The organism is Streptomyces sp. CG 926 (genome assembly GCF_003148825.1).
Lineage (GTDB): Bacteria > Actinomycetota > Actinomycetes > Streptomycetales > Streptomycetaceae > Streptomyces.
In genome coordinates, this window is record NZ_QGGZ01000005.1 from 415364 (window position 1) to 427841 (window position 12478).

The 12478-nt window shown below is 73.7% G+C and carries 12 protein-coding genes; 9 read left to right on the plus strand and 3 right to left on the minus strand.

The genetic code is table 11. From position 1 onward, the window contains the following. Nucleotides 1-72 precede the first annotated feature (72 nt). Both BCL76_RS16635 and BCL76_RS16640 read left to right on the plus strand, forming a co-directional pair. Nucleotides 73-876: a lipopolysaccharide biosynthesis protein gene (locus tag BCL76_RS16635; RefSeq protein ID WP_109780244.1), complete on the plus strand. Its 804-nt coding sequence runs from the start codon at nt 73-75 to the stop codon at nt 874-876. Beyond that, nucleotides 873-2015 (plus strand): GNAT family N-acetyltransferase, encoded by a 1143-nt coding sequence (locus BCL76_RS16640; RefSeq protein ID WP_109780245.1) that lies wholly within the window; start codon nt 873-875, stop codon nt 2013-2015. The genes BCL76_RS16635 and BCL76_RS16640 overlap by 4 nt, the downstream gene beginning before the upstream one ends. A gap of 5 nt (nt 2016-2020) precedes the next feature. Here the strand turns inward: BCL76_RS16640 and BCL76_RS40345 are convergent, their stop codons facing one another. Beyond that, complete coding sequence (locus BCL76_RS40345) at nt 2021-3691, minus strand: glycoside hydrolase family 26 protein (protein ID WP_109780246.1); 1671 nt, start codon at nt 3689-3691, stop codon at nt 2021-2023. Between the two features lie 293 nt (nt 3692-3984). Between BCL76_RS40345 and BCL76_RS16650 the strand changes: the two genes are divergently transcribed. From BCL76_RS16650 to BCL76_RS38990, 5 genes are all read left to right on the plus strand, one after another. Further along, nucleotides 3985-5310 (plus strand): carboxylate--amine ligase, encoded by a 1326-nt coding sequence (locus tag BCL76_RS16650; RefSeq protein ID WP_309136839.1) that lies wholly within the window; start codon nt 3985-3987, stop codon nt 5308-5310. Between the two features lie 66 nt (nt 5311-5376). After that, nucleotides 5377-6678: an NAD(P)-binding domain-containing protein gene (locus tag BCL76_RS16655; RefSeq protein ID WP_109780341.1), complete on the plus strand. Its 1302-nt coding sequence runs from the start codon at nt 5377-5379 to the stop codon at nt 6676-6678. Nucleotides 6679-6702: 24 nt separating this feature from the next. Then, nucleotides 6703-6975, plus strand: coding sequence for a hypothetical protein (locus BCL76_RS16660; RefSeq protein WP_181382583.1), 273 nt, complete (start codon nt 6703-6705; stop codon nt 6973-6975). Between the two features lie 12 nt (nt 6976-6987). After that, the gene (locus tag BCL76_RS16665) at nt 6988-9075 is read left to right on the plus strand and encodes a SpoIIE family protein phosphatase (protein ID WP_258309740.1); all 2088 of its coding nucleotides are present in this window, start codon (nt 6988-6990) and stop codon (nt 9073-9075) included. A gap of 71 nt (nt 9076-9146) precedes the next feature. Continuing rightward, nucleotides 9147-9314 (plus strand): hypothetical protein, encoded by a 168-nt coding sequence (locus tag BCL76_RS38990; protein WP_158820822.1) that lies wholly within the window; start codon nt 9147-9149, stop codon nt 9312-9314. Nucleotides 9315-9378: 64 nt separating this feature from the next. Here BCL76_RS38990 and BCL76_RS16670 read toward each other — a convergent pair whose 3' ends face one another. Further along, nucleotides 9379-9816, minus strand: a complete 438-nt coding sequence (locus BCL76_RS16670) for a DUF6299 family protein (RefSeq protein WP_109780249.1) — start codon at nt 9814-9816, stop codon at nt 9379-9381. A gap of 155 nt (nt 9817-9971) precedes the next feature. On the opposite strand from BCL76_RS16670, the gene BCL76_RS16675 reads away from it, so the two are divergent. Further along, nucleotides 9972-10562, plus strand: coding sequence for a hypothetical protein (locus BCL76_RS16675; RefSeq protein WP_109780250.1), 591 nt, complete (start codon nt 9972-9974; stop codon nt 10560-10562). Between the two features lie 56 nt (nt 10563-10618). Beyond that, entirely contained in the window at nt 10619-11113 is a 495-nt protein-coding gene (locus tag BCL76_RS16680) for a DUF5949 family protein (protein ID WP_030761784.1), read from the plus strand. An 87-nt stretch (nt 11114-11200) separates the two neighbouring features. On the opposite strand, the gene BCL76_RS16685 is transcribed toward BCL76_RS16680, so the two are convergent. Beyond that, nucleotides 11201-12454: a cytochrome P450 gene (locus BCL76_RS16685; protein WP_109780251.1), complete on the minus strand. Its 1254-nt coding sequence runs from the start codon at nt 12452-12454 to the stop codon at nt 11201-11203. Nucleotides 12455-12478 lie beyond the last annotated feature (24 nt).

The following is a 12478-nucleotide window of genomic DNA, read 5'->3' on the forward strand; positions in this document are numbered from 1 at the left end:
TCCCTCCCCAGCCCGCAGGGGTCCCGACGGGACCCGAAGGAACTCCCCTCCACCCAGGAAGCGAGCACGTCCATGGCCGACACCGAGAAGAACTCCGAGAAGAAGCCCGAGAAGAAGGCGGAGAGCAGGCCGGAGAGCAGGTCCGAGCGGAAGCCGGACCACCGCTCCGAGCGGAGGCCGCGTCGCCGCAAGCTGTCGGCGCCCCTGTGGTGGCCGCTGCCCGCCTGCGCCCTGCTGGGGCTGGCCGCGGGCGGGGCGTACGGGGTGCTCAAGGCTCCCGAGTACGCCGCCACCAGCTATGTCGTCGCCGTACCCGACGACACCACCGAGCCGGCCACCGCCCTCGGCTTCGCGCAGGCCTACGCCCGTATCGCGACCAGCAGTTCCACCCTCGCCTACGCCCAGCCGCGGGCCGGCATCAGCGCCGCGAAGCTGCGGACCCAGGTACGGGCGGAGACCTCCCCCGAGTCCCCGATGATCGCGGTCACGGGTACCTCGAAGAGCCCCGCCGAGGCCGCCGACATCGCGAACGCGGTCGCCGACGCCCTGTCCCTGAGCAGCAATCAGGCCGCCAAGAACACCGGCGTCCAGCTGCTCCTGTTCAACCAGGCGGTCGCCCCGTCCGAGCCCGCCTCCCCCTCCGCCGCCATCAGCGGCGCCGTCGGCATGTGCGCCGGTGGGCTGCTGGGCGGACTGTGGCTGCTCGCCCGGCCGGGCCGCGCCCGGCGTTCCGAGGACGGCGCGACCGGGTCCCGGGTGCCTTCCTCGGTCGGGTCCTCCGTGGAGGCCGCCGTCGAGACCCCCGTCGAGGAGTACGCCTCGCTGCCCGCGCAGGGTGAGCCGGCCTCGGCCAAGGAGAAGGAGTCCGTTCGATGAGTTCGGGCTGCGCCGGGGGCCTGTCGGTGACGCTGTGCCGTGACCCCCGGCAGTTCGCCGCGCTGGAGGAGTCCTGGAACAGGCTCTTCCGCGGCTGCCCCACCGCCACCCCCTTCCAGAGCCACGCCTGGCTGCACTCCTGGTGGCTGTCGTACGGCAAGGACGGCCGGCTGCGGATCGTCCTCGTCCGGCGCGGCGAGGAGCTGGTCGGCGTGGCCGCCCTGATGCTCGCGCACCGGCCGATGCCGCTGCTGGTGCCGCTCGGCGGATCCATCTCCGACTACTTCGACGTGCTCGTCGCGGCGGAGTACGCCGACCAGGTCCTCCCGGCGCTGGCCCGCGGGCTGCACCGGGCCGCCCGCGGGGCCGTCGTGGACCTGCGGGAGGTACGTCCCGGGGCCGCCGCCGAGCAGCTCGTCCGGCAGTGGCCGGGGGTCTCCAGCGTGCTCGCCGACTCCACCTGCATGGAGCTGCCCACGCTGCCGTTCGACGAACTGGTCAAGCGGATGCCGGCCTCCGGCGCCCAGCGGGTACGGGCCAAACTGCGCAAGACCGACGCGGCCGGCATCGAGGAGCACGAGGTCGCCGAGCAGGAGGTGCCCCGGGCCGTACGGACCCTGCTGCGGCTGCACGAGAAGCAGTGGCGCGGCCGTGGGGTGACGCCCGAGCACCTGCGGCCCCGCTTCGCCGAGCACCTGACCCGGGCCACCCGGCGGATGGTGCGGACCGGGGAGAGCCGGCTGACGGAGTTCCGGCTGGACGGCAAGGTGGTGGCGGCCAACGTCACGCTGCTGTCCTCCGGGCTCAGCGGCGGCTACCTCTACGGGGCCGACCCGGACCTGCGGACCCGCAAGGTGGACGTGGCGACGCTGCTGCTGCGCTACGAGGCCGGGCGGGCCCTCGCCGAGGGCCGCCCGGTGGTGAGCTTCCTGCGCGGCAACGAGCCGTACAAGAACCACTGGCGGCCCGAGACGGTCGTCAACCGGCGGATCCTGCTCGCCACGGCGGCGCTCGCGCCCCTGCTGCGCGTACACGAGTCGCAGGTGACGGGGCGCGAGCGGGCGGTGGACGTACTGCGGGAGACGCTGCCGGCCGCCAGGGACTGGCGGGCGCGGCTCAACGAACTGCGGGTGCGATGACCCGTCTAGAAGGGCCAGAGGCCGGAGTCCTTGCCGAAGTCCAGCTTGATGCAGACCGACTGGGTGCCGACCAGCTTGGAGAGCCACTCGCCGAAGTTGAGCGGCACGCACCAGTGCGTGCTGTTGACCGGCGGCGGTGTGGGCTGCGGCAGGGGCTTCGGCGGCGTGGGCTCGGGCTTCGGCGTGAGCGGGCTCGGGCTGACCGGCGAGGGCGCCGGGACCTGCGGAGTGGGGACCGCCGGCGAGGGCGTGGGGACGGGCTCGTCCTCGGGGTCGGTGTCGGGCTCGGTGTCGGGGACCGCGGGTGTCGGGAAGGGCGGGCGGGGTGTGACCGGCAGCGGGACCTGCGGGCTCGGGGCGACCGGGCTCGGGCTGACCGGCGCCGGGGTGACCGGTGTCGGGACGAGCGGGCTCGGGCTGACCGGCAGCGGACTCTGCGTGCCCGGGACCACCGGCGTGGGCACCGGGACCACGGGCGTCGGGACCGCAGGTGTGGGGACCAGGGGCGTGGGGACCACGGGCGTCGGCGTGGGGACCTGCGGGGTCGGGACCTGAGGTGTGGGCACCTGGGGCGTCGGGACCTGCGGGGTCGGGACCTGCGGGGTCGGCACGACCGGCGTGGGCACCACGGGGGTCGGCACCACCGGGGTCGGCACCACGGGCGTGGGCACGACAGGGGTCGGGACCACCGGGCCCGGGCGCTCGGGCATCAGCGCGTCGCGGAAGGCCTTCGCGGAGTCCGGGTTGTCCTTGCACTGCCACACGCCGTGCGGGCAGTAGTCGGTGATGGTGTGGTAGAGCGGCTTGTGCTGCGCGATCCACTTCAGCATGCGCCGCACGTACTCCGGGTTGTCCCCGCGCCGGAACAGGCCCCACTCCGGGTAGGAGATCGGCTTGCCGTGTGCTTTCGCGAAGTCGACCTGCTGCTGGAGTCCGTACGGCTGGGTGATCTGGTCGTCGAAGGTCTGGCCGGGACCCTGGTCGTACGAGTCCATCCCGATGACGTCGACCACGTCGTCGCCGGGGTAGCACTTCGTCCAGCCGATCGCGTCCGTACCCCTGTTCGGGGCGAAGTCGAACCTGAACTTCTGCCCCGGGACGGCGCGCATCGTGTTGACGATGCGCTTCCAGTACACCTTCCAGTTCTCCGGGTCCGGTGCGCACCGGTGGGTGTAGGTGACGCCGTTCATCTCCCAGCCGAGCACGATCACCGTGTCCGGGACGCCCAGCTCCACCAGCCGCTCGGCGAGCCGCTGGAAGTGCCGGTCGAACCGGCCCGCCGCGCCCGCCCTGATCAGCCGGGCCACCTGGTGGTCGGACACCCGGTCCTCGTTCCGTTCCTGCATGGGCACGTTGAGGACGAACAGCCGGTCGTCCTCGGCCCGGCGCCAGTCGGCCCAGTCCTCCAGGAACGAGACGCCGCCCTCGATGCCGGCCCACTTGTCGCCGGGGAGGTAGGTGTGTCCGACCCGGATCTCCTTGCCGCCCAGCCAGCTCGACAGATGCGGGATCCGGGCCACCCCGGGCGGCCCGTAGTCGAGATAGGCACCCATGGCGATGTCCGAGCCCTCGGGCCGGTCGTTCTCGGGGGCCGCGAGTGCGGCTCCGGTGGCCAGCAGTCCGGCCGTGACCGTACCGATGCAGGTGCTCGCCAGTCGGCGGCGTGGTCTGGGCATGGCGTCTCCCGAGCTTTCCTGAATCGGTGTGCTTACCAAAGACGTTAGGCATCAGATCTGACGAACGGCCTGTCCGGTGACTGCCGCGTAGGCCATTCGCAGGTGCGCACCACCCCCGCTTGGTCCGACTAGGTGAAAGACCCGCTGCCATGCACGCGTATCTCAACCATGTGCCCGCCGTTGTGCTCAGACTCGATCGCAATCCGTTCCACCACGGAACCCTCGGCGCCGTCAGATCCCTTGGTCGCAAGGGCGTGGAGGTCCATGCCGTCGTCGAGGCCGGGGGAGGTCCCATGGGGCGTTCGCGCTATCTGCGCGCCGTGCACGCGGGGCCCGCGGGCGGGTTGGACCCCGAGGCGCCCGAGGCGCTGCTGGAGTGCCTGACCGAGGTCTCGGAGCGGATCGGCCGCCCGGCCGTGCTCATCGCCATGGACGACCTGAGCGCGATCGCCGTGTCCCGGGTCGCGCCGACGCTGCGCGAGCGTTTCCGGATTCCCCATCAGCCCGACAACCTGCCCGCCCGGGTGGCCGACAAGGCCGAGCTGTCGCGGCTCTGCGCGCGGTGGGACGTCCCGCACCCGGAGACCGTGATTCCGGCGAGCGGGGCCGAGGCGGCCGAGGCGGCTTGGCGGCTCGGTCTGCCGGTGATCGCCAAATGGAGCCGGCCCTGGCTGCTGCCCTCCGGGGCCGACGGGCTGCGCAGCACCATGCTCGTGCACACCACCGCCGAGGCGCGCCGGCTGTACGAGCGCTCCGCCGAGGCCGGGAGCCGGCTGCTGCTCCAGCGGTTCCTGCCGGCCGGAGCGGACACCGACTGGTTCTTCCACGGTGCCTTCGCGCGGGGCGGGCGTCCGCTGCTGGCGGGTTCGGGCCGCAAGGAGCTGTCCTGGCCGGTGCGGACGGGGCTGACGGCCGTGGGGCGCTGGCTGCCGGATCCGGCGGTGGAGGAGGCGGGGCTACGGCTCGCCGAACGCCTCGGCTACCAGGGGATCCTGGACCTGGACTTCCGCCGCGACGAGCGGGGCTGCTTCCGGCTGGTGGACTTCAACCCGCGGCCGGGCGCGCAGTTCCGGCTGTTCGCGGACTCGGCCGGGCTGGACGTCGTACAGGCCATGTACCTGGACCTGACGGGCCAGCAGGTGCCGCAGCCCTCGGGCGGACCGGGCCGGGTGTTCGTCGCCGAGAACTACGCGCTGCTGGCGCGGATCCGGGGCGGTTCGATGCCGCGCCGCCCGGCGGCGCTCCCCGCGAATCCGGCCGGGTCGGCGGGGGCGTCCGCGTCCTCGGCGCCGGGTGCGGACCGGGGGACGGAGGCGAAGCGGGCCCCGAAGCGGCCGGCCGAACGGGGGCGCGTCGAGACGGCCTGGTTCGCCGCCGACGACCTGCTGCCGTTCCTGGCGATGCTGGGCGCCCTGCTGGGGCGGGGCGCGGGCAAGGGGGTCCGGGCGCTGCGCGGGGTTCCGGAGCAGGGCCGTCGTACGGCGCTCGCGGTCGTGCGCGCACCCCGGCAGCGCGGCCGGAACCAGTCGGAGGCCGGTTCCACCGGATCCGTGGGATCGGCCTCCCGGCCCGTTCCGCCCGGGGCCTCGGCCGAGCCGGACGAGCTGGTGACCCGTTGACCCGGACCGTCACGGCGAACGCGCCGGGCCGGTGACCATCGAGCTGGAGGAGCGGCGTTGACGCGGATCGACGATCTCGTGGTGATCGGCGCGGGCCCGTACGGGCTGTCGATCGCCGCCCATGCGGCCGCCGCGGGGCTCGACGTACGGCTGCTGGGGCGGCCGATGGCCTCGTGGCGCGACCACATGCCCGACGGCATGTACCTGAAGTCGGAGCCCTGGTCGTCCAACCTGTCCGCGCCGGACGGGCGGCACACCCTGGCCGACTACTGCGCCACGCTCGGCATGACCGCGGAACACGGCACTCCGCTGCCGATCGGCACGTTCAGCGCGTACGGGATGTGGTTCGCCCGGCAGGCCGCGCCGGAGGTGGAGGAGGTGACCGTCGTGGAGGTGACCCCGCAGGGCGAGGGCTTCCGCGTCCGCACCGCCGAGGGACCGCCCCTCCTCGCCCGTACGGTGGCCCTCGCGGTCGGGGTGATGCCCTTCGTCCGCCACCCCGAGGCACTGCGCGAGCTGCCGCCCACGCACTACTCGCACAGCAGCGGCCACCGGGACCTGAGCGGCTTCGCGGGCCGTGAGGTCGCCGTGCTCGGAGCCGGGCAGGCGGCCCTGGAGACCGCTGCCCTGCTGGCGGAACAGGGCGCCCGGCCCTGTCTGGTCGCCCGGCGCGCCCGGCTGAACTGGAACACCGTCCCGCAGCCGCTGGACCGGCCCCCGCTGCGGGCCCTGCGCGATCCGCACAGCGGCCTCGGCACCGGCTGGCGCAGCTGGGTCTGGTCGGAGTTGCCCGGGGCGGTGCGCCGGCTTCCCGCGCCCACCCGGGAGCGGATCGCCGCCACGGCGCTGGGTCCGGCCGGAGCCTGGTGGCTGCGGGACCGCTTCGAGCGGCGCGTCCCCGCCCTGCTCGGGCACCGGCTGCACCGGGCGGTGGCGGTGGGCGAGCGGATCCGGCTCGGGCTGACCACCGCGGCGGGGGAATCGGTGGTGCTGGACACCGCCCACGTCATCGCGGCCACCGGCTTCGACCCGGAGCTGGCCCGGTTGGAGCTGCTCGACGCGGGGCTGCGGGCGGCGCTGGAGACCGTGGGGGAGAGCGGGGCGCCGGAGCTGAGCCGCGGGTTCGAGTCCTCGTGGCCCGGGCTGTTCTTCGCGGGGCTGCTGACGGCTCCCTCATTCGGCCCTTCCATGCGATTCGTGCACGGCGCGGGCTTCACGGCGGGGAGACTGGTGAGAGGAGTCCGCAAGCGCCTCGGTGCCCGGGGTCCGCGGCCGGGTTCCCCCGATGTCGCCCGGCCGGGCCGGGCTGCGACCCCCGGGCACCATCCGGGGGTACCTCCAGGGCATCCGAAGACGTATCTGCGGTGAGATCCGCGGAGAGAGGGGTCCGTGATGAGCTCGGAGCGAGGGCAGGGCCGCGGCTGGGTACGCATTCCCGCCAGCCGCGGGGAACAGGGCGCCGGTCGGCCCAGGGCCTCCGGGTACGAGCGCACCGCCTACGCGGGGCCGTATGCGGGCCCGTACACGACGGCCTCGCCTGCCGACCAGCCCACGATCTACCTCTCCATGGTCAAGCGCTGGCGGGAGGCCGGTCGCACCCTGCCGGGGCATCCTGACGAGGAGTGGGAGCGGCTGATCTCCCAGCCTTGCTGGCCCGGCCGTTAGGTGGTGGGGAACGTGGCAGCGGCGGAACGGGACGGACCCGAGCCGGCCCGGCGGTCCCCCGGGACCGGGCCCGGGGAGCGGTTCGCGCTCAACGGCATGGGCAGTCTCGAATGGGACCTGGTCGCCGGGACGGTGGTGCTGGACGAGGCCGCTCTGGAGGTCTTCGACCTCGGGCCGGAGGAGTTCGACGGCACCGTGCCCGGTATCGGGCTGCGGGTCCCGCCCGAGGACGGGCGCCGGCTCACCGAGATCATCGAGGGGGTCCTGGCCGGCAGCGCGGACACGTACGGCGCGTACTTCATGGTGCGGCGGCGCGACGGCCGCGACCAGTGGACGCACACCGCGGGCCGCGTGCTCCGGGACGGCTCGGGGCAGCCGGAGCGGATCGTGGGCATCGTCCGGGACGCGACCGCGGAGCTGGCCCAGGCCACGCTGCTGCGCAAGCTGGAGGCGGCGCGCGCCCAGCAGACCACGATCGTGCAGCGGACCACGGAGGCCCTGTCGCGGGCGGTGACGGTCGACGACGTCACGGCGGCGCTGACCGGGGCGGGGGCGCTTGAACGGCTCGGTGCGGACGGGCTGGCCCTGGGGCTGGTCGAGGGCGGCAGCATCAAGATCATCGCGCTGAGCGGCGAGTCCCTGGAGATCCTCAGCGAACGCCGGTTCACCCGGCTCGACGGGTCGCTGCCGCTCTCGCACGCGGTGCTCACCCGGCAGGCACGTTTCGTCACCTCGCTCGCCGAGCTCGGCGACGAGTTCCCGCTCCTCGCGGACTACCTGAACCGGATCCGGTACGACGCCGCCGCCTACCTGCCGCTGATCGCGCAGGCCAAGGCCATCGGCGGGCTGGTCCTGTTCTACCGGCGGCGCACCGAGTTCAGCCCGGAGGAGCGCAACCTGTGCCTGGGTCTGGCGGGCATCGTCGCGCAATCACTCCAACGGGCGCTCCTGTTCGACCAGGAGCGGGAGTTCGCGACCGGCCTGCAGGCGGCCATGCTGCCGCGCCGGATCCCCGAGATCAGCGGCGGGGAGATTGCGGTCCGCTACCACGCGGCCTGGAGCGGGCGGGAGGTCGGCGGGGACTGGTACGACGTGATCTCGCTGCCCCGCGACCGGGTCGGCGTGGTGGTGGGCGACGTCCAGGGCCACGACACGCACGCGGCGGCCATCATGGGCCAGCTGCGGATCGCGCTGCGGGCGTACGCCGGGGAGGGCCATCCGCCGTCCACCGTGCTGGCCCGGGCCTCGCGCTTCCTCGCCGAGCTGGACACCGAGCGCTTCGCCACCTGCATGTACGCGCAGGTGGACCTGGAGACCGGAGGCGTACGGGCGGTCCGCGCGGGTCACCTCGGACCACTGATCCGGCACACGGACGGGCGTACGGGCTGGCCGAAGGTGCGCGGCGGTCTGCCGCTCGGGCTGGCCTCGCTCTTCGAGTACGAGGAGTTCCCCGAGACCCGGCTCGACCTGGTCCCCGGGGAGACCTTGGTGCTGTGCACGGACGGCCTGGTGGAGGAACCGGGCACCACCATCACCGCCGGGATGGACGCGCTCGCCCAGGCGGTGCGCAGCGGCCCCCAGGGCGCCGGGGCGCTCGCCGACCACCTCTCCGACCGGCTCTGGGAGCGCTGGGGCTCCGGGGACGACGTGGCCCTGCTGGTGCTGCGCCGGGCCCCCGACCCGGGCACCCACCGGGCGCCGCGCATCCACCAGTACGTCCACCAGGCCGACCCGGAAGGCCTCTCGGAGGCCCGCTACGCCCTGCGTCAGGCCCTGCGCGACTGGGGCATGCCGGAGCTCGCCGACGACGTGGAGGTCGCGGCGGGGGAGCTGCTGGTCAACGCCCTGCTGCACACCGACGGCGGGGCGGTGCTGACGATGGAGGTGCTGCCGGAGCCGGTCCGGCGGATCCGGTTGTGGGTCAAGGACCGCTCCAGCGTGTGGCCGCGCCGGCGCACCCCGGGCGAGGCGGCCACCACGGGACGCGGGCTGCTGCTGGTGGACGCGCTGGCCACGCACTGGGGTGTGGAGTCCCGGGGCGACGGCAAGGCGGTGTGGTGCGAGTTCGACGCCGCGGGCAGGACCCGGAGCGCGGGGTGATCGGACGATCACCCCGAGTTGTGGGCGGCCGCGGGCGGGGTGATGATGCGAGCCATGGAACGGATCGTGTTGTGCGCGGGCTGACCAAGGCCGCCGTGACGGGCGGCCTGGCCGTACTCCTGCTGGTGGCCGGGGTGCCGGCGGTCGTGGACTGGGCCACGGGGCGACCGCACGCGGACCCCGCGTGCCAGTCGGTGGCCTTCATGTCGATGACGGACGTCGCCCCCGACTGCCGGTAGCGGCGGCTACCGGCTCCGGGGCGCGTGCCGCGGGCGCCGGTCGCGAGTCGCGGGCCCGCACCGCTCAGTGCTCGCGGACCTCGACGCCGCGCGCGTCCTGGGCGACGGTGGTGACCGACCTCGGCATCAGGCCCGAGAAGCGGACCTCCTGGAGCTCCGCGGTGACCGTCGCGCGGCCCGGGTGCACGTTCGCGTAGGCGCCCGGAGCGTTCGCCACCCAGCGACGCTCCTGACCGTCGCAGACGACCTGCTCCGCGCCGATGCTCAACCGGCCGCCGCCCTCCTGCGCGACGGACGCCTTGATCTGCATCGCCCCCATGGGTGACGCCTGCTCGCAGTGGTACGTCCCGGAAAGGGTGACGGCGCCGTCGTGGGCGACGTACGCGTCCCGGACGGAAATCCCGTGCTCGAAAACGGTGGCGCCGGCCGGAGCCGTGAAAAGCGTGGTGGCGGCCAGTGCGGAGAAGGCCGCGAGCGACATTCGGCGGGCGGAGATGCGCATTCATTCCTCCAGGTACGTCGGACGGCGGGATTCCGCCGGAACGCATTGTGCTGGCAGCTGGGCGTACGCGCGTGATCCGTGTGCTCGTGTCGTTGTGGGCAATTACCTGCCCGGGCGCGTGAAACTGGCCGCAATCGCGCCCGAAGGGATCTTGCATGCGCCAGCCCGCCCTCCCGCTGCCCGTCCTCGTCCTGCTCCCGCTGTTGCTGTTCGGTGCCACCGCCTGCCAGAGCGCCCCCGAGTCGGACGCGCTCGCGCCCGGCGCCGCGCCGACGGTCCTGGTGGACGACGGGGCGCCGGGCGCGGCGGAGGCCCCCGCACGGCCCGCGGTGAAGGACGCCCATGTGGGTGGCACCGCACGGGTGCACGGCAAGCAGGTCGGCCGGCACCTCCAGGTCGAGCTCGGGGCGTTCGTCGACCCGGCGATCAGCGTCGACAAGAACTTCGCCCCGCCCGCGGGGAAGCGCTGGGTGGCCGCCTCGATGTCCTTCGTCAACGTGGGCGGGGCCTCGTACGGGGCGCTCGGACGCATGTGGGCGCACGACAGCGCGGGGCAGCGTCACCCGGTGGTGAAGACCGGCGAGCTGACCACCGGCAAATCGATCGTCTTCGATTCCCTGGAGGTCGGTGAGCGGGCCGAGGGGTGGGTGGTGTTCGAAATTCCGGAAAGCGCGCGCATTGTGCGGCTCCAGTACCAGGACGCGAACACGCAGGCGAATTCCGGAGAGGGATTCTGGGTCGTCTAGCCCGCCCGGGTGAAGGGCCGTGAAAGGCTCGGTGGAGAGACCACTAGGGTGCGCGCATGACTTCTACTCAAGCCGAAATCGACCGGTCCCAGCTCGGCACCCTTTCGGTGCTCGCCTGGATCGGCGACCCCGAAGAGGCGCACGACATCCCGTACCTCCTCGCCTACACCCTCGGTGACGGACCGAAGGGCCGGGAGGCGGGCGAGGCGGCCGCCCGCGGGCTGCTGGAGGAGATCGGCCTGCCGATCGGCGACGTGGTCATGGACGGCACCCTGAAGGCGGCCACCTTCCCGGTGCAGATCCTGCTGGAGGGCAACCAGATCGCGCTCACCCTGCCCGGGATGAACGCGCGCTGCACCGCCCCCGACGAGTGGGTCGCCGCGGCGGACGAGAGCGGCCAGGCGTACTTCCTCTTCGCCACCCGCGCCTGGCCGGAGGCGATCCCGGGGCAGCCGGTCGCGCCGGAGACCCTTCAGGCCTTCGCGGGCGACGAGTCCGTGCTCACCAGCAGCGCCCACTGCGTGCTCGCCGTGCGGCGCGTGCAGCGGTAGCCACCGACCGGGTGCCGCCACCACCCGCTCCGGCCGCCGGGCTCCCAGCCCGCCCGGTGGCCGGTTCCGCTTTTCCGCGGGCCGTGGTCAGGGCCGCTCGAAGGCGAACTTGAGCGACCGGACCCGGTTGTCGAAGTTCGACCCGGCCAGGTCCGGCAGCCCCACCGCCCGCAGCCCCACCGGCCGGGTCAGCAGCTCGCGGAAGAGGGCCTTCATCTCCACCCGGGCCAGGTGCGCGCCCAGGCAGAAGTGCGGCCCGCCGCCGCCGAACCCCAGGTGCGGATTGGGCGAGCGGGTGATGACGAAGGCGTCCGGGTCGGGGAAGACCGCCTCGTCGCGGTTGGCGGAGGCGTAGTAGAGGACCACCTTGTCGCCCGGCCGGAACACGTGCCCGTCCATGGTGTGCTCGGCGGCCACGGTCCGGCGGAACTGGATGATGGGCGTCGAGTGCCGGATCATCTCGTCCACCGCGCCGTCCGCGTACGTCTCGAAGTCCGAGAGCAGCAGGTCCCGCTGGTCGGGGTGGTCCGTCAACAGGGACAGCCCATGGGTGATCGCGTTCCGGGTGGTCTCCACCCCGGCGACCATCAACAGGGAGAAGAAGGCGCCGAGCTGGCGGGCCCCGAGGGCCTGGCCGTCGACGTTCGCGCGGACCAGCGCGGAGATCAGGTCGTCGGTGGGGTGCTTGCGCCGCTCCCGTCCGATGCCCGCCACCATCCGCTGCATCCGGGCGAGCGCGCGCAGCCCGCGTCCCGGCATCCGCAGCCGGGAGGCCAGGCCCCGCTCCACACCGATGTTCTCGGAGGCGTGGTTGACCCGGTCGGCGATCTCGGCCCGGTAGTGCTCCGGGATGCCCATCATGTTGCAGATGACCTCCAGCGGCAGTCGGGAGGCCACGGCCGATACGAACTCGTCGGGCCGCTCGGCCAGTACGTCGTCCACGATGCGGGCGGCCACGGCGTGGATGTCGGCCTCGGCGGCCGCCAGCAGGCGGGGCGTGAAGGCACGCTGCACGATCTTGCGCAGCTGGGCGTGGTCGGGGCCGTCCAGATTGACCATCGAGTCCCCGAACAGGGCCCGCACCCAGCGGGCCGGCTCGGGGGTGGTCACGCCGGGGGCGCTGGCGAAGACCTTGGGGAGGCGGCTGGCCTCCTGCACCTGGGCGTGGCGGACGAGCGCCCAGTGGCCGGGCCCGGACCCTTCGGGGACGAACACCGGGCCCTCGGCGGCGCGCAGCCGGGCGAAGGCGGCGAGGCGGTGGGCGGGGGGCTGCTGCCAGAAGCCTGGCTCGGCCAGCTCCCTGCCGGGGTCGGTGCCGTGGCGTTGTGCCGGGAGTGTCAAGGCAGGGCCTCCAGTCGGTGCGCG

Bases quoted from the DNA above. Each gene is read 5' to 3' on its own strand.
- BCL76_RS16635 (WP_109780244.1), top strand. From the start codon at position 73: ATGGCCGACACCGAGAAGAACTCCGAGAAGAAGCCCGAGAAGAAGGCG.
- BCL76_RS16640 (WP_109780245.1), top strand. From the start codon at position 873: ATGAGTTCGGGCTGCGCCGGGGGCCTGTCGGTGACGCTGTGCCGTGAC.
- BCL76_RS40345 (WP_109780246.1), bottom strand. From the start codon at position 3,691: ATGCCCAGACCACGCCGCCGACTGGCGAGCACCTGCATCGGTACGGTC.
- BCL76_RS16650 (WP_309136839.1), top strand. From the start codon at position 3,985: ATGGGGCGTTCGCGCTATCTGCGCGCCGTGCACGCGGGGCCCGCGGGC.
- BCL76_RS16660 (WP_181382583.1), top strand. From the start codon at position 6,703: ATGAGCTCGGAGCGAGGGCAGGGCCGCGGCTGGGTACGCATTCCCGCC.
- BCL76_RS16670 (WP_109780249.1), bottom strand. From the start codon at position 9,816: ATGCGCATCTCCGCCCGCCGAATGTCGCTCGCGGCCTTCTCCGCACTG.
- BCL76_RS16675 (WP_109780250.1), top strand. From the start codon at position 9,972: ATGCGCCAGCCCGCCCTCCCGCTGCCCGTCCTCGTCCTGCTCCCGCTG.
- BCL76_RS16680 (WP_030761784.1), top strand. From the start codon at position 10,619: ATGACTTCTACTCAAGCCGAAATCGACCGGTCCCAGCTCGGCACCCTT.